This is a genomic window from Mycobacterium sp. Panama NTM2 (genome assembly GCF_054355555.1).
This window is the reverse complement of record NZ_CM135953.1, coordinates 5,017,467-5,035,979: the sequence shown is the minus strand read 5'-3', so window position 1 is coordinate 5,035,979 and position 18,513 is coordinate 5,017,467. Positions and strand designations below refer to the sequence as shown.

At 68.0% G+C, this 18,513-nt stretch carries 18 protein-coding genes, 1 tRNA gene and 1 other RNA gene; 11 read left to right on the top strand and 9 right to left on the bottom strand.

Annotated features, from left to right (window positions below; translation table 11 throughout):
• Nucleotides 1–31: 31 nt before the first annotated feature.
• From ACXYX3_RS24140 to ACXYX3_RS24120, 5 genes are all read right to left on the bottom strand, one after another.
• The gene (locus tag ACXYX3_RS24140) at nucleotides 32–673 is read right to left on the bottom strand and encodes an MBL fold metallo-hydrolase (protein ID WP_458609315.1); all 642 of its coding nucleotides are present in this window, start codon (nucleotides 671–673) and stop codon (nucleotides 32–34) included.
• A 115-nt stretch (nucleotides 674–788) separates the two neighbouring features.
• A complete protein-coding gene (locus tag ACXYX3_RS24135; RefSeq protein WP_458609314.1) occupies nucleotides 789–1,664 on the bottom strand; it encodes an LLM class F420-dependent oxidoreductase in 876 nt (291 codons plus the stop codon).
• A 78-nt stretch (nucleotides 1,665–1,742) separates the two neighbouring features.
• Nucleotides 1,743–4,106, bottom strand: a complete 2,364-nt coding sequence (locus ACXYX3_RS24130; protein WP_458612211.1) for an arylsulfatase — start codon at nucleotides 4,104–4,106, stop codon at nucleotides 1,743–1,745.
• A 26-nt stretch (nucleotides 4,107–4,132) separates the two neighbouring features.
• The gene (locus ACXYX3_RS24125) at nucleotides 4,133–5,212 is read right to left on the bottom strand and encodes an ATP-dependent DNA ligase (RefSeq protein ID WP_458609313.1); all 1,080 of its coding nucleotides are present in this window, start codon (nucleotides 5,210–5,212) and stop codon (nucleotides 4,133–4,135) included.
• A 24-nt stretch (nucleotides 5,213–5,236) separates the two neighbouring features.
• Nucleotides 5,237–6,769 (bottom strand): amino acid permease, encoded by a 1,533-nt coding sequence (locus ACXYX3_RS24120; protein WP_458609312.1) that lies wholly within the window; start codon nucleotides 6,767–6,769, stop codon nucleotides 5,237–5,239.
• A gap of 120 nt (nucleotides 6,770–6,889) precedes the next feature.
• Here ACXYX3_RS24120 and ACXYX3_RS24115 point away from each other — a divergent pair, with 120 nt between their 5' ends.
• From ACXYX3_RS24115 to ligD, 5 genes are read left to right on the top strand one after another with little or no spacing between them, the layout of a single operon-like run.
• On the top strand, nucleotides 6,890–7,894 hold the full coding sequence (locus ACXYX3_RS24115; RefSeq protein WP_458609311.1) for a putative nucleotidyltransferase substrate binding domain-containing protein: 1,005 nt from the start codon (nucleotides 6,890–6,892) through the stop codon (nucleotides 7,892–7,894).
• Nucleotides 7,895–8,665, top strand: coding sequence for a Fic/DOC family protein (locus tag ACXYX3_RS24110; protein WP_458609310.1), 771 nt, complete (start codon nucleotides 7,895–7,897; stop codon nucleotides 8,663–8,665).
• Between the two features lie 15 nt (nucleotides 8,666–8,680).
• On the top strand, nucleotides 8,681–9,001 hold the full coding sequence (locus tag ACXYX3_RS24105; RefSeq protein WP_458609309.1) for a hypothetical protein: 321 nt from the start codon (nucleotides 8,681–8,683) through the stop codon (nucleotides 8,999–9,001).
• Nucleotides 9,002–9,040: 39 nt separating this feature from the next.
• Nucleotides 9,041–10,111 (top strand): ATP-dependent DNA ligase, encoded by a 1,071-nt coding sequence (locus ACXYX3_RS24100; protein WP_458612210.1) that lies wholly within the window; start codon nucleotides 9,041–9,043, stop codon nucleotides 10,109–10,111.
• Nucleotides 10,111–11,157: a non-homologous end-joining DNA ligase gene (gene ligD / locus ACXYX3_RS24095; RefSeq protein ID WP_458609308.1), complete on the top strand. Its 1,047-nt coding sequence runs from the start codon at nucleotides 10,111–10,113 to the stop codon at nucleotides 11,155–11,157. Before ACXYX3_RS24100 ends, ligD begins: the two co-directional genes overlap by 1 nt.
• Here the strand turns inward: ligD and ACXYX3_RS24090 are convergent.
• Nucleotides 11,150–12,337 carry a PucR-like N-terminal domain-containing protein gene (locus tag ACXYX3_RS24090; RefSeq protein WP_458609307.1) on the bottom strand — a complete coding sequence of 396 codons (1,188 nt, stop codon included), beginning with the start codon at nucleotides 12,335–12,337 and terminating at the stop codon, nucleotides 11,150–11,152. The two genes, ligD and ACXYX3_RS24090, sit on opposite strands and share 8 nt — an antisense overlap.
• A gap of 116 nt (nucleotides 12,338–12,453) precedes the next feature.
• On the opposite strand from ACXYX3_RS24090, the gene ACXYX3_RS24085 reads away from it, so the two are divergent.
• The 4 genes from ACXYX3_RS24085 to ACXYX3_RS24070 are packed head-to-tail and all read left to right on the top strand — an operon-like array spanning nucleotide 12,454 to nucleotide 14,961.
• The gene (locus ACXYX3_RS24085) at nucleotides 12,454–13,365 is read left to right on the top strand and encodes an AurF N-oxygenase family protein (protein ID WP_458609306.1); all 912 of its coding nucleotides are present in this window, start codon (nucleotides 12,454–12,456) and stop codon (nucleotides 13,363–13,365) included.
• A complete protein-coding gene (locus ACXYX3_RS24080) occupies nucleotides 13,362–13,658 on the top strand; it encodes a DUF4873 domain-containing protein (RefSeq protein ID WP_458609305.1) in 297 nt (98 codons plus the stop codon). The genes ACXYX3_RS24085 and ACXYX3_RS24080 overlap by 4 nt, the downstream gene beginning before the upstream one ends.
• A gap of 50 nt (nucleotides 13,659–13,708) precedes the next feature.
• Nucleotides 13,709–14,212, top strand: coding sequence for a hypothetical protein (locus tag ACXYX3_RS24075; protein WP_458609304.1), 504 nt, complete (start codon nucleotides 13,709–13,711; stop codon nucleotides 14,210–14,212).
• Entirely contained in the window at nucleotides 14,209–14,961 is a 753-nt protein-coding gene (locus tag ACXYX3_RS24070) for a thioesterase II family protein (protein ID WP_458609303.1), read from the top strand. The genes ACXYX3_RS24075 and ACXYX3_RS24070 overlap by 4 nt, the downstream gene beginning before the upstream one ends.
• 97 nt (nucleotides 14,962–15,058) lie before the next feature.
• Here the strand turns inward: ACXYX3_RS24070 and ACXYX3_RS24065 are convergent, their stop codons facing one another.
• The 3 genes from ACXYX3_RS24065 to ACXYX3_RS24055 all read right to left on the bottom strand — a co-directional run bounded on the left by ACXYX3_RS24065 (nucleotide 15,059) and on the right by ACXYX3_RS24055 (nucleotide 17,019).
• Nucleotides 15,059–16,072: a S1C family serine protease gene (locus ACXYX3_RS24065; protein WP_458609302.1), complete on the bottom strand. Its 1,014-nt coding sequence runs from the start codon at nucleotides 16,070–16,072 to the stop codon at nucleotides 15,059–15,061.
• A gap of 52 nt (nucleotides 16,073–16,124) precedes the next feature.
• Complete coding sequence (lucA, locus tag ACXYX3_RS24060; RefSeq protein WP_458609301.1) at nucleotides 16,125–16,862, bottom strand: lipid uptake coordinator LucA; 738 nt, start codon at nucleotides 16,860–16,862, stop codon at nucleotides 16,125–16,127.
• Between the two features lie 71 nt (nucleotides 16,863–16,933).
• Nucleotides 16,934–17,019, bottom strand: a tRNA-Ser gene (locus tag ACXYX3_RS24055).
• A gap of 60 nt (nucleotides 17,020–17,079) precedes the next feature.
• Here ACXYX3_RS24055 and ffs point away from each other — a divergent pair.
• An RNA gene (gene ffs / locus ACXYX3_RS24050) (signal recognition particle sRNA small type) lies at nucleotides 17,080–17,174 on the top strand.
• Nucleotides 17,175–17,203: 29 nt separating this feature from the next.
• On the top strand, nucleotides 17,204–18,502 hold the full coding sequence (locus tag ACXYX3_RS24045; protein WP_458609300.1) for an aspartate aminotransferase type Ic: 1,299 nt from the start codon (nucleotides 17,204–17,206) through the stop codon (nucleotides 18,500–18,502).
• Nucleotides 18,503–18,513: the final 11 nt, after the last annotated feature.

Sequence of the window (18,513 nt, the reverse complement as noted above, 5' to 3'; positions counted from 1 at the left end):
CACTCGAGTTCGCGTCTGCTCGCGGGGCAAATCACCGCCGCGCGGGAAGCGGTAGTCCTGCGATCGCGTGGGCAATATGGCCGCGCCAGTGGGCCGGTTCGATGCGATGGATGGCCTCCCCGTCAAACGCGCTGAAGATCACCACATCTGGGGTGATTTCAGCGAGCGCACGCAGACTTGCGCCGATCGCGGCGGCGTCGTCTGGAGTGTGGAAGCCCTCGATGTAGCCTGCGCGCCATTCACCGTCGATGTGGAACAGTGCGTCGCCGGTGAAGAGGTAGCGGCCTTCGGCCCCGGGGACCAAATAGCAGACGCTGCCCGGCGAATGTCCCGGTGTCGGGATGATTTCGATGCCGTTGGCGTCGACGTAGCGACCCGTCACGGGCACGTCGACGTGGTGGTGTCTGCTGATCTCGGCGAGATCCCCGGTCGGCGCGTGCAATGCCGAGCCGAACCGTTCCGCGATGCGGGCGAGCATCGGGCCGGCTTCGTCGCGGTGGCTCAGGTACTGATGGCGGACACCACCGAGCGCGTCGAGCCCGTCGAAGTCGGCATCGGTGGCCGGCGAGTAGAACAGGATGTTCGCCGGCGTCCACAGATACGCGTGGGTGGTCAGTCCGGGAAATGGTGAGTCGGTGCGGGTTTCGTAGAGGTCGCTGAGTACACGTTGCATGCGGCAAGCTTGAAACCTCAACATTGCTTCAGGTCAAGTACCGCGGCGACCAGACGCGAACTCGAGAGACACGCCGCTGAGAACACTCGAGTTCGCGTCTGTTCGCGGGAAAGACTCAGCCCAACTCGGCGAGCTGCTCGACTGCTGGTGCGATGCCCTCGATCCACGCGGCCGGAGAACCGGTGGGCGGGAACACGATCACCTCGTCGACCCCCAGTTTCGCGTAGTCGGCCATGCCGGACACGAAGTCGTCGCGGGTGTCCGGCGCCGGGCTCAGGTCGTTGACCGCGATGGTCTTGCGGATGGTGTCGTAGTCGCGGCCGACGTCGTCGCAGTGCCCACGCAGCACCTGCAGCTTGTGGGCCACTTCCTCGGCTGAGGAGGCGATCAGGTTGCAGGCGTCGCCGTACTGGGCGACCAGCCGCAGGGTCTTTCGTTCACCGCTCCCGCCGATGAGCACCTTGGGTTTGTTGATCGGCTGCGGATTGCACAACGTTTCCTGCAGGTGGTAGTGCTTGCCGCGATACTCCCCGTTGTTGTCCGGGTCCCACATCTGGTCACAGATCTGGATGGTCTCTTCGAGGCGTTCGAAGCGTTCCTTCAGCGGCGGGTAGGGCACGCCGAGCCCGAGGTGCTCACGCTCGTACCACGCCGCGCCGATACCCAGGACCGCGCGGCCACCGGAGAGCACGTCGACGGTCGTCACCGTCTTGGCGAGCAGTCCGGGATGGCGGTAGGTCACGCCGGTGACGAGCAGGCCCAGGTCGATCTGGGACGTATGGCCGGCGAGGTAGCCGAGCAGCGTGTAGCCCTCCAGCATGTTGGCTTCCGCGGGCAACCCGGTGGGTTCGATCTGGAAGAAGTGGTCCATGAACCACAGCGAGTTGGCGCCGACCGCCTCGGCGGCCTCGCCGACGCTGGCGAGTTCAGGTCCGATCGCTGTGGTGCCACCGTCGATGTCGAGAATGGGAATGCTGAGTCCGAGGTCCATGTTCGGCTACAAGACGGTGGTCGGCGTCACCATTCCCGATTGGCAGCAACTCGATGGCGACGCCGGCAACTGCCACCGTCACTGCCGGGCCATGGCCACCCGCAGTGCCTCCTCCGGCGAGACGCGGTGATTCTCGGCGACCGCAGCCTCGGCGATGGCGAGTTGCACGCCCTTCACCCGGCCGGTGAACGCGTTGCGTCCGGCGTGGTAGTCAGGGGAGACCGGCGACCCGGAGTCGAGTCCGACATCGCAGCCGTCATCGGCCGAGAAGATCATCGGAAGGGTCGCGTCGACCTCACCACTGCCCACCTCGGTGCCGTCGACGTACAGGCGCACCGCACCGCCGCCGCCGAGGCCCTCGCCGCGGTAGTCGAATTCCATGCGCACCTGGTGATCACCGGCGGGCAGCGGCTCGCGGGATGCCGCGTAGAAGTGCCGCACCCCGCCGAGGTTGTAGCAGTACTTCAACGTGCCGTGGTGAGCGTAGAGGCTCCAGCCGCCGATGCTCGCACCCTGGGCGATGATCACGCCCTCCGCCCCCGATTCGGGGACCTCGATCTCCGCGGTGACCGAGTGCGACTTGTTCTTCAGGTTCAGCACGCAGTTCTCCGACAGGTGGCCCATCCCACCGAACAGCAGCTGGGTGTTGCCGCGGATCAGTACGGGCCGGCCGGCGACGTCGGGGTTCAGTCGCCGGGCCACGTCGTCGTCGAGCGGCAACACGTTGTAGCGGGTCGCCTCGATCAACCAGAGTCGTTGCAGCTCATGGAGTTTCTCCGGCATCTCGGCGGCCAGGTCACGGGCCTGACTCCAGTCCACGGTGGTGTCGTAGAGCTCCCACACGTCGTCGTCGAAGGCCGGCACGTCGTCCTCGACCAGCAGCCACGGCGTCTTGTGCTTGGTGACCGCGGTCCACCCCTTGTGGTAGATGCCGCGGTTGCCGAACATCTCGAAGTACTGGGTCTCGTGGCGGTCCGCCGCGTCGGCGTCGTCGAACGAGTACAGCATGCTCACCCCCTCGATCGGGTGCTGCTGCACGCCGTTGACGAACAGCGGCTCCGGCAGGCCCGCGGCCTCGAGGATCGTCGGCGCGACGTCGATGACGTGGTGGAACTGCCAGCGCATCTCACCGCGCGACTCAATAGCGTTGGGCCAGTGCACGATCGTGCCGTTGCGTGTGCCGCCCCAGTGAGAGGCGACTTGTTTGGTCCACTGGTACGGCGTGTCCATGGCGTGCGCCCAGCCGACCGCGTAGTGGTTGTAGGAGTCGGGCCCGCCGAACTGGTCGAGCCGCTCGGTCATGAACTCCGGTGTCTCGATCGCGGCCATGCCGTTGAAGTTCAGCATCTCGTTGTAGGTACCGTTCAGCGTTCCTTCGGCCGAGGCGCCGTTGTCGCCGATGATGTAGTAGATCAGCGTGTCGTCGAGGACACCGAGATCCTGCAGTCCGTCGACGAGGCGGCCCACATGGTGGTCGGTGTACTCGAGGAACCCGGCATAGACCTCCATCTGCCGGCGCAGCACCGGCTTGAGGTCGTCGGGCATGTCGTCCCAGGCCGGGATCTCGGCGTGCCGCGCGGTGAGCTCGCACTCCGGCGGGATCACGCCCAGCTCCTTCTGCCGTGCGAACGTCCGCTCCCGCAGCGCATCCCAGCCGTCGTCGAAGCGCCCGCGGTACTTGTCGGCCCACTCCGCGGGGACGTGGTGCGGCGCGTGGGTGGCGCCCGGGGCGAAATAGACGAAGAACGGTTTGTCGGCCGCGAGCGCCTTCTGCTGACCGATCCAGGCGAGCGCCTTGTCGGTCATGTCCGCCATGAAGTGGTAACCCTCGTCGGGCGTACGAGTCACCTCGATCGGATTGGTGCCCTCGAACAGCGTCGGGTACCACTGGTTGGCCTCGCCGCCGACGAAGCCGTAGAAGTACTCGAAGCCGCCGCCGCCGGTGGGCCAGGCGTCGAAGGGGCCCACCGGGCTGGTCTCCCACACAGGTATCTCATGGCACTTGCCGAACTGAGCGGTGTTGTAGCCGTTGAGTTTCAGCGTGCGCGCGATCGGTGACATCGTGTTGGGCAGCACCGAGCTGTAGCCCGGGGCTCCGGTGGCGATCTCGGTGATGCCGCCCATGCCGGTCGAGTGGTGGTTGCGGCCGGTCAGCAACGCCTGCCGCGTCGGTGAACACAGTGCGGTCGTGTGAAAGCGGTTGTACCGCAAGCCATTGGCCGCCAGGCGTTCCGCGACCGGCGTCGCACACGGCCCGCCGAATGCGCTCGAGGCACCGAAGCCGACGTCGTCGAGCAGGATCACCAGGACATTGGGCGCGCCGTCGGGCGGGCGCACCGGCTGGATCGGCGGGTAGCTGGTGTCTGGGTCTTTGGCGTCGTAGGTGATCAGGCCCGTGCGTGACGGTGTGGGGATGGGGAGATGGGTCCGCTGGATCACGATGTCCTCCGTGCTCGTCGGCGACTGCTTCACCGATCCACGGCAGACCCTAGACCCGGGACGATGTCGTCGAGGCGGAAATTGACGGGCCGGTCCAGCTGATCGAAGGTGCAGGAGCGCGGATCGCGGTCGGGCCGCCACCGATTGAATTGCGCGGTGTGCCGGAAGCGGCTGCCCTCCATGTGGTCGTAGCGCACCTCGACGACGCGCTCGGGCCGCAACGGCACGAACGACAGGTCCTTGCCCGCGTTCCACCGCGACCCCCCGCCGTAGCGACGCACCACATCCGGGTCGGCGTGCGCGGCCCAGTTCCACGGGTGCTCGTCGAACGTCGTCACCAGCGGTTGCAATTCGGCGAACAGCGCGCGCCGGCGCGCCATCGGGAACGCGCCGATCACCCCGACCGACGCCAGCGACCCGTCGGCCGCGTACAGCCCGAGCAGCAGCGAGCCGATCGCATCCGGCCCGGATTTGTGCAGCCGATAGCCGGCGACCACACAGTCGGCGGTGCGCTGGTGCTTGATCTTGAACATCACCCGCTTGTCGGGCTGGTAGGTCACCTCGGGCGGTTTGGCGATGACCCCGTCGAGACCGGCGCCTTCGAACTCGTCGAACCAGCGGAGGGCGGTGGCCAGGTCGGTGGTCGCCGGGGTGACGTGGATCGTCGGTCCGCACCCGGCGAGTGCGTCGACGAGAGCGGCGCGCCGTTCGGCGAAGGGCCGCGCGGTCAGGTCGTCGTCACCGAGGGCGAGCAGATCGAAGGCGATGAACGCGGCCGGGGTCTGCTCGGCCAGCATCCGTACCCGCGAGGCGGCAGGGTGCAGGCGCAGCTGCAGCGCCTCGAAATCCAGGCCGTCGGCGGTGGCGATGACGATCTCGCCGTCGATCACGCAGCGCGGCGGCAGCTCGGCCCGTGCGGCGTCGGCGATCTCGGGGAAGTAGCGCGTCATCGGCCGCTCGTTGCGGCTGCCGAGTTCGACGTCGTGACCGTCGCGGAAAAGGATCGACCGGAACCCGTCCCACTTCGGCTCGTACCACGCGTCCGGCGGGATCTCGGGGACCGACTTCGCCAGCATCGGCGACACGGGCGGCAGCACGGGGAGTCTCATCGACTCCCATTCTGACCGGCCGGCTCAGCGCTTCCTGCCGACCAGTGCGTCGACCGGGTCGGGCGCGCCGTCACGATCCTTGACCGTCCGGTAGGCCGCGAACCCGACGACGAGGGTGAGCACCACGAAGATCAGCGCGAAGTACTGCAGGAACAGCGAGTCGCCGTCGGGGTTGTAGACCTCCTGACGCGGCCAGCCGATGTTGATCACCAGCAGTGCGCCCATCACGACCGCGATCAGGTTGACCGGGATCCCCCAGCGGCCCAGGTCCATGATCGGTTTCCCGTGCGACAGGCTGGTCCCGCGCAGCCGGTGCATCAGCGCAGGCACCGTGACCATCAGGTAGGCGAGATAGACGATGACCACCGACACCGACGCGATCGCGGCGAACACGCTGGCCTGACCGAGGTTGACCAGCAGCACCAGGATGGCCAGCGCGCTGACCGAGATGCCGGTGATGACCGGTGTGCCGGTGCGCTTGTTGACCTTCGCGAGGAACGAGCCGAACGGCAACCGGTTGTCGCGGGCCATCGAGAACATCACCCGCGAGGCCGACGCCTGGATCGCCAGCGTCGCCGAGAAGATCGCGACGGCCACCAGGCCCAGCAGCGTCTTGCCGAGCCACGTGTCGAGCTGGCTCTCGATCACCCAGGCCATCCCGCCGTGGGCGAGGTCGTCGCCGAGGACGGGGGCCGACATCAGCGCGGCCACGATCATCAATCCACCGCCGAGGAACGAGACGAGCAGTGCGGTCACGATCGCCTTGGGTGCGGTGCGCCGCGGGTCGCGGGTCTCCTCGGAGAGCTCTGCGGCGCTGTCGAATCCGTACATCACGTAAGCGGCCATCAGCATCGAGGCCAGGAACGCCGGCAGGTAGTGCACGCCGGTGCCATGGCCACCGGTGTCGAGCACGGCCTTTGCGGGGCTGCGCTCGGCGGTCAGGAACATCGCGCCGATGATGAGGATGACGCCGACGATCTCCAGCGTCACCCCGGTCACCGTGATCCGGGCCATGAACCGCACGCCGACGGCGCTGATGATCGTGCAGATCACGATCGTGACGGCGCCGAGGATGATGCCGTTGGTGGCGCCGTCGACCGACAGCGGGTCCATGTCCTCACCGACCAGCTGGAACCCGCTCCAGATGGGCGGCAGCACCGTCTGCATCGCGATGGCCAGCGCGGCGATCGACACGATGTAGCCGATGAGCATGAACCATCCGGCGAACCAGCCGATCGCGTTGCCGGCCAGTCGTCGTGACCACTGGTAGATCGCGCCGGCGACGGGGAACTTGCCGGACAGTTCGGCGAAGACGAGGCACACGCAGAACTGGCAGACGAAGACGATGGGCCAGGTGAAGAAGAACGAGGGACCGCCGAGGGCGAAGCCGAGCGGAAAGAACGCGAACACCGTGGTCAGGATCGAGACGAACGAGAAGCCGGCCGCGAACGAGGCGTAGCCGCCGATGCCTCGGTGGAGTTCCTGGGTGTAGCCGAGTTCCTCCAGGGTGGAGGCGTCCTCGGCGGAGGAGATGGCGGGATCGTAGCCGGCGGTCATGGCGCTCCTGACATAGACATTCCTGTCGTGCGACAGAAACGTACGAAACGATCGTGTGCTGGCCGTTTCGGTGATGTCACGGCTGTGTGACCGGAGCCTGGAAAGGCCACAATCAACTCCATGTCGCACGGTCATGATCTCGCGCAGACCGTCACCGCGCTCGACATGTGTGCCGACGAAGCGGCTCTGCGTGCCGAGATCGCCCGTGCGATGGCCGGCCTCTCCCGACGGCCCGAAGCGTCACAGGCGTGGTCGGCGGTGCTGCGCCGCGCCGTGGCGGCCGCGGTGCGCGTGGTGGAACCGGCGGACTGGACGTGGTTGGTCTCGGGGAGCGTGGCCCGAGGAGAGGCCGTGCCGGGGTCCGACGTCGAGACGATGGTGATGCTCGGCGACGGGGTCGGTGACCCCGAGAAGGCCGACCTGCTGGCCCGTGCCGCGCAGGTGCATGCGCTGCTGGAACGCAGTGGGATCGGTGGCGACGCCAACGGCGTGCTTGCCAGCCGGTCGCGGTTCTGCCGGCGGCGGAGCAGCTGGGACGAGGGCATCGAACGCTGGGCGACCGAGCCCGAGCGGGACCGGGGCGTGGTGATGACCGGTTTGGTGGCCGATGCGTCTGCCCTGGCCGGCGCGGAGGACGCGATGCGGGTGGGTGCGGCTGCCGCGGCCGGCCGGCACTACGCGGTGCGTCAGGCGATGCTGCAGGACGCGACGGCGGTGCGGGCTTCGGTCCCGTCGCGGCTGCGGGTGTTCGTCAGCGCCGGGGACGCCGTCGACGTCAAGCGCGCCGTGCTCGACCCGGTGGTCAAGATGGCGCGCTGGGCCGCGCTGTCGGTCGGTTCCACCGAGCTGACCACCCGGCAACGGTTGGTCGACGGCGCCGCAGGCGGGGTGCTCGACTCCGACGACGCCGAGACGCTGCGCGAGTGCCAGCAGTGGTTGATGCGGTTCCGGTGGCAGGCCCGGGTTGCGAATCTGCGGACCGGCCGCACAGTGGGGGACGTGGTCGCCCTTGGTGAGTTGTCCCCCCAGGACCGTGCCGCGTTACGCAGCGTCGCCCGGGAGGTGTCCGGCGTGATGCGCAAACTCGGCTATCTGGCGTCGGTGTCGGCGTTCGCCGACCAGTAGATGGACGCCGAGGAGCACGTCGTCGCGACGACGGTGGCCGTACACCGCATCGAGGGGTGGCGCCCCGACGCCGAACACCTCGAGTCGCTCGCCGCGATCGCGCGGGGGGAGCTTCGCTGCGACGATCATCTGGCCGGCTACCGGCGCCGCCACCCCCCGCCCGTTCGGCAGCGTCGGCGGCTGCGGATCGGACGGCCCGCGCCTTATCTGATCCCGGGAACATCGCTGCTGCGCAACGAGTTCGGAGTCACCACTGCCGATGCTCTCGCCGATCTCGAGTACATGACCTCCGCGGCGCGCATGGCGGAGTGGCTGTGTCGTCGGCCCGCTGAGCAACCGCTCGACGTCCGCGACATTCACCGGCATCTGTTCGGCGGGGTTTACGACTGGGCGGGCCGCTATCGGACCGTTGAATTGCGCCGGGGCAAGCAGTCTTTCGGTTCTGTGTCGGCGATCGCCGACGCGATGGCCACGGTGCACGACCGGGCGCAGCGGCTGAGCGGTGGAGATCACGACTCGCCACGATTGGCGTACGAACTCGCCCGGATCTACGCTGATTACAACCAGATTCACCCGTTTCGGGAGGGCAACGGCCGCGCCGGCGCTCTGCTGCTGCTCGGTGTCGCGGCGCACCGCGGTCGGCGGCTCGACTTCACCGGGATCGAGCGGGCCGACTGGTATGCCGCGGCGATCGACAGCATGCCGCTGCGCCGCGACGGCCGAGCGAGCCACCGGCCGTTTCTGTATCTGCTGAACCGGGCGCTGCGATGAGCGCATGATGGGGGCATGCTCCGAGTCGTGCTCTGCCTGCCGGTGGCCGTGCTGCTCGCAGCCCCCTGCGCAGCCGAACCGAGCTCGGCGGCAGCCGTCATCGACGAACTCGAAGATCAGGGGTACGACGTCGCCATCAACTGGGTGAGCGGCATCAGCAGTCGACCGCTGTCGGAGTGCCGCTCGCTGGGTGTGCACAATCCGGATCTCACGGGCCCGCCGCCAGAGACGTTCACGACGGTCTACGTCGACGTGTCGTGCCCCAACGATCACGACGACGGCGGCGTCTGGATCGAGGGTGGTCTGGGCGGTGTGGGAGTCGGCATCAGCAACTGAGCGCGATGAGATTGTCTGGGTACTCGGGTCTACGTGACTATGGAAGCCATGGATCTGCCCGTGATGCCGCCGCTGGAGCCGATGCTGGCCAAGGCGCAGAAGGCGGTCCCCGCAGAGGCCGGTGTGTGGTCGTATGAGCCCAAGTGGGACGGGTTCCGGGCGTTGGTGTTCCGCGACGGCGACGAGGTGGTGCTGCTCTCGCGCAGCGGCAAGGATCTGGCCCGCTATTTCCCTGAGGTCCTCGACGCGGTGCGCGACGAACTGGCGCCGCGCTGCGTGCTCGACGGAGAGATCGTGGTGCCACGCGACATGGGGGGCCGTGTGAGGCTGGACTGGGAGTCGCTGAGCCAGCGAATCCATCCCGCCGAGTCGCGCGTGCGGATGCTGTCGGAGCAGACACCGGCGCACTTCATCGGTTTCGACGCCCTCGCTGTCGGTGACACCTCGCTGCTGAAGGAGCCCTTCCGGACCCGGCGAGAAGCCTTGATCGAGGCGGTCAATGAGAAGCAGTGGTGCCACGTCACCCGAACCACCGAGGACTCCGCGCTGGGCACGCAGTGGCTGCAGGACTTCGAGGGCGCGGGGTTGGACGGGGTGATCGCCAAGCGACTCGGTGGCGTGTACCTGCCGGGTAAGCGCGACATGGTGAAGGTCAAGCATGCCCGCGACGCCGATTGCGTGGCGATCGGCTATCGAATCCACAAGAGCGGAGAGGGTATCGGCTCGATCCTGCTCGGCCTGTACCGAGACGACGGTGAGCTGCAGATGGTCGGCGGGGCCGCCTCGTTCACCGCGAAGGCGCGGCTGTCGCTGCTGGCCGATCTCGAGCCGTTGCGCATCGGTGATGACGTCCGGGACGGGGAGCCGAGCCGCTGGAACTCCGCCGCGGACAAGCGCTGGATCCCGGTGCGGCCCGAGCGGGTGTGCGAGGTCGCCTACGACCAGATGGAAGGGGACCGCTTCCGCCACGCGGTGACGTTCCGCCGGTGGCGCCCCGATCGCGACCCGGCCAGCTGCACCTTCGACCAGCTCGACGTGCCGGCGACCTACGACCTCTACGACGTTCTGGAGTCCTCCGGGGCGAGCGAAGCGACGGGGGAGGGGAATTGATGCCCAGTTCCGCAACCGAACTCGATGTCGACGGGGTGAAGGTCCGGCTGACCAACCCGGACAAGCCGTATTTCCCGAAGCTCGGCGCCGAGGGCACCAAGGGCAAGCTGGTCGAGTACTACCTGTCGGTGGCCGACCGCATGGTCGCGTTGCTGCGGGACCGGCCGGTGCACCTGCAACGCTTCCCCGACGGCATCGACGGTGAGGAGATCTACCAGAAGCGGGTGCCGCAGAAGCATCCCGACTACCTCGAGACCTGCACCGTCACCTTTCCGTCCGGCCGCACCGCCGACGCCCTGAAGATCACCCACCCGTCGGCGATCATATGGGCCGCGCAGATGGGTTCGGTGACCTTGCATCCGTGGCAGGTGCGTTGCCCGGACACCGAACACCCCGACGAGTTGCGCGTCGACCTCGACCCCCAGCCGGGCACCGGTTTCGCCGAGGCTGTCGCGGTGGCGGTCGACGTGCTCAAGCCGCTGCTCGACGAGCACGGCCTGGTCGGGTATCCGAAGACGTCGGGCGGGCGCGGCGTGCACGTGTTCCTGCGCATCGCACCCGAGTGGGATTTCGTCGCGGTGCGCCGGGCCGGGATCGCGCTGGCCCGCGAGGTCGAGCGGCGGGCGCCCGACGCGGTGACGACGTCGTGGTGGAAGGAGGAGCGGGGTGAGCGGTTGTTCATCGACTACAACCAGAACGCGCGCGATCGCACGTTCGCCTCGCCGTACTCGGTGCGCAAGACGCCGATCGCCACGGTGTCGACGCCGTTGACGTGGGACGAGCTGCGCACGGCCGATCCCGACGACTACACCATTCAGACGGTGCCCGACTTCGTCGCCGGCCGGCCCGATCCGTGGGCCGGCATCGACGACGTCGCCCAGTCGATCGAGCCGCTGCTGGAGATGGTGGCCGCCGACGAAGACCGCGGGCTCGGCGACCTGCCGTACCCGCCGAGCTACCCGAAGATGCCGGGCGAACCACCGCGTGTGCAGCCCAGCAAGAAGGTCGCGGCGCACTGGGACGACGAGGGAAATCCGATCACGTAACCGCAAGGGCGACAGTGAGTTCGGCGATCGTTCGCGAATCCTGCAACCTATCGCCGTAGGCGTCGCGCAGTTGTCGCAACCGATAGCGGATCGTCGAGGGCGAGACGTACAGCTCGGCAGCCACGTCCTCGCGGCGGCCCTGGTGCAACAACCAGGACCGCAGCGTCTCGACGAGCCGGTCCCGCGCCCGGTCGGGCATCCCCGCCAACGGCGCAAGCACCCGATTGCGCAGGTCCGCAAGGGCTTCGGCGTCGGCGCTGACCACCAGTTCCGGGAGGAACTCGTCGGTGTCCAGGACGCCGACGGCATCCGGTCCGCGCAGCGCCGCGGCCCGAACCGCCCGGCGTACCGACGATCGCGCCGTCTGCCACGGCGTCGCCGGTCCCACAACCGCATTCGACGTTTCCAGCGACACGAGGAACGGTGCGCGGGCCGTGCCGCCGACATCGCAGACGATGACGACATGCTGACCGGAGGCCACCTCCTCGATGGCATCCTCGGGCACATTGAGCGTGCGTGGATCTGCCGAGATCGCGGCATGCCGCCGGCTCGCCAACACGACCGCTGTGAGCGTGCGCGGGACAATCCAATTCGCCTCTGCTGCAGCGCGTTCCAGCTCCTCCGTGGGCGCGCCGCTCAACACCAGGCGAACCAGCCGCTCCCGCTGCCGCTCGCGGTCCAACCCTGACTTCGCCTGTTCCTCGGCATAACCCGCCACTCCTGCTGCCGAGATCTGATCCAGGTAGGCAAAGAACATCTCGGCGAATGCGCTGATCTGGTCTCGGTCGATGCCGTCACGCACAGCCAGAGAACTCCAGTCGCGCCACAGTTCGCGCGCCCCCACCCGGTAAGCCGCCAGCTGCACCTCAGTGGGGCGGCCGTTGCGGGCTTCACGGCGGCCGAAGCGGTAGGCCGTGTCCAGCACGTCCTGCATCGGCACGGCCGTGAGCGGTTCTGTCGACGCGTGCAATTGGTTCAGCAAGGCACCCAACAGCTGGTCGGCCGATGCGTCGATGACCGGCCGCCACGACTCCTCGGCAGCGGCTGCCAGCGCGGGTACCTCGGCGATCACGGCCAACACCATGCGGTCGATCAGGTCAGGCAACCCCGCCCGCATCGCGGCGAGCGTGTGCGGCGGCAGCCCGACGATTCGCGGTCCCGGGGTCCGTGGCTCGGCCATGCCGACGATCGTACGGGCGCGGGAACCCGCGGTTGCCCTCTCAAGGCAGTTTCAGCGGGAAAGTTTGGCCGTTCGGGGCGAGAAGCTGCCCACAGAGGTGAAGAAGAATAGGCGGCATGACCATCTCGTCGACCACGCCCGGTAGTGGTGCCAGTCGGGAGGACATCTCGCTGCGGCTGCTCAAGGGCTCGGCCAAGAAGTCCTACGAACCCGTCGTCGACATCGACTGGGACGCCCCACTGGCCGATGACAAGTACTACGTCCCGCCGCAGATGTCGTCGCTCTACGGCACGCCGCTGTGGGAGCAGATGTCCCAGCAGCAGCGGTTCGAACTGTCGCGGCAGGAGTTCGTCAACTACCTGTCGATGGGGATCTGGTTCGAGAACATGCTCAATCAGTCGTTGCTACGCGGCATGATCCACTCCTCGCCGACGGCGCACAGCACGTTCTACGAGCTGACCGAGCTGGGTGACGAGGCGCGCCACATGCTGATGTTCGGCAAGGCGATCGAGCGCGTGGGCGTGGAGCCCTTCTGGCCCACCGGGAATGCAGCGCGCCGGGTCAATGCGATGGCCTTCGTGTTCCGCGGCCCGATGCTGTGGATCGCAGCGTTGGTCGGGGAGGAGATCTTCGATGCGTTGCAACGCAGGATCCTCGAGGACGGCGACGACGTTCAGCCCCTGGTGCAGCGGGTTATGCGCATCCACGTCACCGAGGAGGCCCGCCACATCCAGTTCGCCCGCGACGGCATCCGCCGGGACGTCGGCTCGCTGTCGCCGCGCATGCGCTGGCTCCTGGCGAATCTGCATGGCCTCGGCGCCCGGCTCTACCTCCAGAACTTCACCCGGCGCGGTCTCTACCAACGGGTGGGTCTCGACGGCGCCGAAGCGCAACGACAGGCCCGCGCCAACCCGCACTTCCACGCCGTCCAGCGAACGGGTTTCGCCTCGCTGGGTGAGTTCCTCGACGACGTCGGGCTGATGGGGCCGGTGGCCCGCCGGATGTGGAAGCGTAGTCACTTCCTGTGACCGATCTGGGTGACGGGGAGGTGGGCAGGCCCGGCTACGCCGGACCGGCCAGCCTGGTCGTCGGCGACGTGCGTCATTCGGTACGGGTCCGGTTGACGGGGTCGATCAATCCGTTCGACGGGCGCTACCACTGGCAGGGCACCGTCTACGACGCGCCGGCGGACGTCCGATCGGGCAGCGCCGCGGCCCGGCTGTGCGTGGCCGACGACGATGTGGCCGCTCGGCTCGTGGAGCGGACCCCGGGCGGACATCTGATGATCAGCGGCGTCGGCCGGCCGCCGTTCCCGCTCTGACCCGGAGGGCGATAGCGTCTCAGAGTGACGTCAGCCGCTACCCTGCCCAGGTGACCTTCCGCAAACTCCTCGCCGCGCTGGCGATCATCGGAGTGCTGGCCAGCGGCGTCGGCATCGCGTCGCTCGTGCTGGTGGCCAGGTCCGACGAGCAGCAGTCCGCGGTCCCGCGTCGGACACCGCCCGCTCCGCCACCGCCGTCGGTGCCCACGGTCAAGGAGTTCCTGATCGGGGTCACGGTGACCAACCAGACCTGCCAGCCCAACGGCCCGTGCGTGTACACCTACACGATCGAACCCAAATACGTTGGGCTGCATCCTTTCCCGGAGACGCCGTTCGCCGTCGAGTACGAGGTCACCGGCGGTACCGCGCCGCAGCCGGGCCGGTTCACCGTGCAGGGCGAGAAGGCGGAGATCTTCAAGGACGTCCAGATCGAAGGGCCACCGGGAGCGCGGCTGTCGGTGAACGTCCTGCGCGTCGTGGAAGAACCACCGCCTCCACCGCCGCCACCCGGCGCGCCGCCGCCACCACCCGCCCCGCCGGCGGCGCAGCCGTGACCGAACCGCGGCGGAGCCCCTGGATCCGCAACTTCACTCCCGCACCGTCAGCGCCACTGCGTCTGGTGTGCTTCCCGCACGCAGGTGGATCGGCCAGCTACTACTTTCCGTTGTCGCGGGCGCTGTCCCCGGAGTTCGACGTCTTCGCGGTGCAGTATCCGGGCAGGCAGGACCGGTACAGGGAACCGTTCGTCGAGACCATCGATGAGCTCGCCGACCAGATCACCACCGAGCTGGCCGCGGTGCCCGCCGGGCCGATGGCGTTCTTCGGGCACAGCATGGGTGCCGTGTTGGCGTTCGAGGTGACCCGCAGGCTGGAGGCATCGCAGCGCCGCGCCCCGGTGACGATCTTCGCCTCCGGTTCGCGAGCACCCAGCCGCTACGGCGACGAACGGGACCACAAGGACGACCGCGAGCTGGTGGACGTGATGCGCCAGCTCGGCGGCACCGACCCGCGGGTGCTGGAGAACAAGGAGATGCTCGAGACGTTCCTGCCGGCGTTCCGCAACGACTACCGCGCGCTACAGGCCTACCACCGCGACACCGACATCGGCATCCACGTACCCGTGGTCGTGATGACCGCGACCGATGACCCGAAGACCAGCGTGGCCGACGCATCGGCGTGGCATGAGCACACCTCGGCGGCTGGCAGCGTGCACACCTTCTCCGGCGGGCACTTTTATCTGGAGAAGCAGCCGCAGCAGGTGATCGACGTCATCGCCGCGACGTTGCGGGCGATACCGGACTGACCGCGCACCCACCGTCAAAGTGGCGAGCAGACGCGAACTCGAGCGCGACACGCGCGAAAAGCTCGAGATTGTGTCTGCTCGCCGGGAGGACAGCGGGTCAGGTACCCGGGGTGAGGACCGCCTTGCCGGTGCGCGTGCCACCGCTGCGGTCGATCCAGGTCAGATCGACGACGTCGCCGGGGTAGTGCCGGTCCAGCACGGCGGGCAGCGACTTCGACGAGTCCAGCCGCACCCCGTCCACAGCGAGCAGCAGATCGCCGTCGGCCAGTCCGGCCTGCTCGGCCGGGCCACCGCGCAGCACCTCCTGGATGACGACGCCCGTTTCGCCGCGGTCGGCGGCCCGTATACCGACGCCCAGCAGGACCGGGGGGCCGATGTGCACGCTGTCCGACGCCGCCCCGGCACGGATCTGGTTCGCGATCGACATTGCGTCGTTGATCGGGATCGCGAACCCCTTGCCGCCCGGGCCCATCCGGAAGTTCACCGACGCGGCGGTGGTGATGCCGACGACTTCGCCGTTGGCGTTGACGACGGGGCCGCCCGAGTCGCCCGCCCGCACCGGTGCGGCGAACTCGATCAGGCCGGTGATCTCGTCGCTGGAGCCGGTCAGCGTGTCCTCGGCGTTGACCGTCTGACCAAAGGCCGTGAATGTGCCCGCCTCCTGCGTCAGCGGACTCTGGGTGCCCGAGGCGTTGCCCAGCGCGATGACGGGTTCACCGGGAACCAGGATGTTCGAATCACCGATCCGGGCGGGCGGAAGGCCGACGGCACCCAGTAACTGGAGCACGGCGACGTCGCGCTTGCGGTCGTACCCGACCAGGGTCGCGGGGTAGGCGCGTCCGTTCACGGTGCCGGTGATGCGGTCTGCGCCCTGGACGACGTGGAAGTTGGTCAGGACCTGGCCTCCGGGGTCGATCACGAAGCCGGTACCCGCGCCGATGACGCCCTGGTAGTCGACCTGGGTGTCGATCCGCACGACTGACGGCTCGACCTGCATCGAGACGGCGACCAGGTCGGTGGGGGCAGCGGAGGCCGGCGCCACCGGGGCGACGAATGCCATCGCTGCGATCACTGCGGCCAGGGCGAACCTCAACCGGGGAAAAGAACCCATAGCGTCAATAGTGGCTGTCGGATGAGCTGCTGTCGAACGAGCTCGTGCTTGCTCAGTCCTCGACCGCGACCGAACCGCGGGTGCGGCGACGCCTGCTGAGCAGCGTGCCCTTGCCGCTGGGGCGCTTGTTCTGCAGCTTGCCGGGGCCGTCGGAATCGTCCTCGGAACCGTCGTCGGAGTCGTCGGCGTCGCTACCGGTGGTCGGCTCCTCCGACACGTCTCCGGCCTCGTCATCGGTCTGGCCGTCTGCGTCTGCGCTGTCAGTCGCGTCGTCACTGCTGTCGTCACCGGCCTCGGTGCCGGTGTCGTCTTTCCGGCGCCGCCGAGACGTGCGCTGCTTGACCTTCACCGGTTTCGGGGGCGGCGGCGGCAGCTCCGCGACGAAGGCCAGGTAGAACCCGAGGAACCCGAGCAGCGCGATCGCCGCGGCCGCGCCGTAGATGCCGAACAACCACTGTCCGGCGCTGTCCAGCGAGATCCAGATCTCGGCGATCGCCGTCCCGATGATCAGGACCGCGGCCAGCACGTGCAGGACGATCGAGGCGGTGCGCAACCGGAGCGCCACGTGGGGCACGCCGAACTCGGGCCGGCGGGTGCGTTGCAGCGTGAACACGACGGGCAGCGCGGCCAGGCCGATCAGCGCGCCGGTGACAATTCGCATCGCGGAGCCCAGCGTGTGCGAGGTGTCGCCGAGCAGTTCAAAAGTGCGGGGAAGGACGAAGAAGTAGTAGAGGACACCTGCGGCAACGGCGAACGACACGTGCCAGACCACCGCGACGGTGCGGCCCATACTCCTCCTCGATCGTGGTGCCCGGGGTGCGATGACGTGGGTGAACCGGTCGATCGCACCCCGGGCGAGTGCGGAGGATGCGGGATTTGAACCCGCGAGGGCTGTTAACCCAACCCGCGTTCCAGGCGAGCGCCATAGGCCACTAGGCGAATCCTCCGTCGGCAATGGTAACCGACTGCCATGGTGGCTCGAAAAATCCGCCACCCGCTAGACTCCTCGTGGACCCCGCGCGGCGTCCATCCTGTGAACTCCCCCAGGGCCGGAAGGCAGCAAGGGTCAACGGGCTCTGGCGGGTGCGCGGGGTCCCCTTCATGTCACCCACACGACGGGAAAGGCGAGCCGTGGCGTTTCAGTCGCTGAGCCGCGAAGAGCTGGCCCAGCAGCACGAACTGCAGCAGCGTAACTACGCCGAGCTGCAGGCCAAGAAGCTCGCGCTCGACCTCACCCGCGGCAAGCCGTCACCTGCCCAACTCGATCTGTCCAATGCGCTGCTGAGCCTGCCTGGAGAAGGTCCGGATGCGTTCCGAGACCCCGACGGCACCGACACCCGCAACTACGGCGGTCTGCACGGCCTCCCTGCCCTGCGCGCCATTTTCGGCGAGCTGCTGGGTATCGGAGCGTCGAACCTGATCGCGGGCAACAACGCCAGCCTCGAGTTCATGCACGACGTGGTCGTCTATTCGCTGCTGCACGGCGGCGTCGACTCGCCCCGGCCCTGGATCGACGACCTGCGCGACGGCACAGGTGTGAAGTTCCTGTGCCCGGCGCCCGGGTACGACCGTCACTTCGCGATCACCGAGAGCCTCGGCATCGAGATGATCACGGTGCCGATGCGCGAGGACGGGCCCGACGTCGACCTCATCGAAGAACTCGTCGCCGTGGACCCGGCGATTAAGGGCATGTGGTGCGTGCCGGTGTACGCCAACCCCACCGGTGCCACCTATTCCTGGGAAGTGGTTCGCCGGTTGGTTCAGATGCCAACGGCCGCAACCGACTTCCGCTTGATGTGGGACAACGCCTACATGGTGCACACGCTCACCCACGAGTTCGCCAAGCAGGTCGACGTGCTGGGCCTGGCCGCGGCCGCCAACCACCCGAATCGGCCCCTCGTGTTCGCCTCGACCTCGAAGATCACCTTCGCCGGGGCAGGGGTCAGCTTCTTCGGCGGATCGCTGGGCAACATCGCGTGGTACCTACAGCACGCGGGCAAGAAGTCGATCGGACCCGACAAGGTCAATCAGCTTCGGCACCTGCGCTTCTTCGGCGACGCCGACGGGGTCCGGCTGCACATGCAGCGCCACCAGGAGTTGCTCGCGCCAAAGTTCGCGCTCGTCCAGGAGATCCTGGAGGACCGGCTGGGCGAGTCCAAGATCGCGTCGTGGACCGACCCCAAGGGCGGCTACTTCGTCAGCCTCGACGTGCTGCCCGGGACGGCCAAGCGCACCGTAGCGTTGGCCAAAGATGCGGGGATCGCCGTGACCGAGGCCGGCGCCTCGTTCCCATACCGAAAAGACCCGGAAGACAGCAACATCCGGATCGCGCCGACGTTCCCGGGGATGGCCGATCTGCGCGAAGCGATCGACGGGTTGGCCACGTGCGCGCTGCTGTCGGCCACCGAGTCACTGCTGGCCGACAAGTAAGCCGCGAAGTA

Coding starts and splice junctions, on each gene's coding strand:
- ACXYX3_RS24140 (WP_458609315.1), bottom strand. CDS start 673: ATGCAACGTGTACTCAGCGACCTCTACGAAACCCGCACCGACTCACCA.
- ACXYX3_RS24135 (WP_458609314.1), bottom strand. CDS start 1,664: ATGGACCTCGGACTCAGCATTCCCATTCTCGACATCGACGGTGGCACC.
- ACXYX3_RS24125 (WP_458609313.1), bottom strand. CDS start 5,212: ATGAGACTCCCCGTGCTGCCGCCCGTGTCGCCGATGCTGGCGAAGTCG.
- ACXYX3_RS24120 (WP_458609312.1), bottom strand. CDS start 6,769: ATGACCGCCGGCTACGATCCCGCCATCTCCTCCGCCGAGGACGCCTCC.
- ACXYX3_RS24115 (WP_458609311.1), top strand. CDS start 6,890: ATGTCGCACGGTCATGATCTCGCGCAGACCGTCACCGCGCTCGACATG.
- ACXYX3_RS24110 (WP_458609310.1), top strand. CDS start 7,895: ATGGACGCCGAGGAGCACGTCGTCGCGACGACGGTGGCCGTACACCGC.
- ACXYX3_RS24105 (WP_458609309.1), top strand. CDS start 8,681: ATGCTCCGAGTCGTGCTCTGCCTGCCGGTGGCCGTGCTGCTCGCAGCC.
- ACXYX3_RS24100 (WP_458612210.1), top strand. CDS start 9,041: ATGGAAGCCATGGATCTGCCCGTGATGCCGCCGCTGGAGCCGATGCTG.
- ligD (WP_458609308.1), top strand. CDS start 10,111: ATGCCCAGTTCCGCAACCGAACTCGATGTCGACGGGGTGAAGGTCCGG.
- ACXYX3_RS24090 (WP_458609307.1), bottom strand. CDS start 12,337: ATGGCCGAGCCACGGACCCCGGGACCGCGAATCGTCGGGCTGCCGCCG.
- ACXYX3_RS24085 (WP_458609306.1), top strand. CDS start 12,454: ATGACCATCTCGTCGACCACGCCCGGTAGTGGTGCCAGTCGGGAGGAC.
- ACXYX3_RS24065 (WP_458609302.1), bottom strand. CDS start 16,072: ATGGGTTCTTTTCCCCGGTTGAGGTTCGCCCTGGCCGCAGTGATCGCA.
- lucA (WP_458609301.1), bottom strand. CDS start 16,862: ATGGGCCGCACCGTCGCGGTGGTCTGGCACGTGTCGTTCGCCGTTGCC.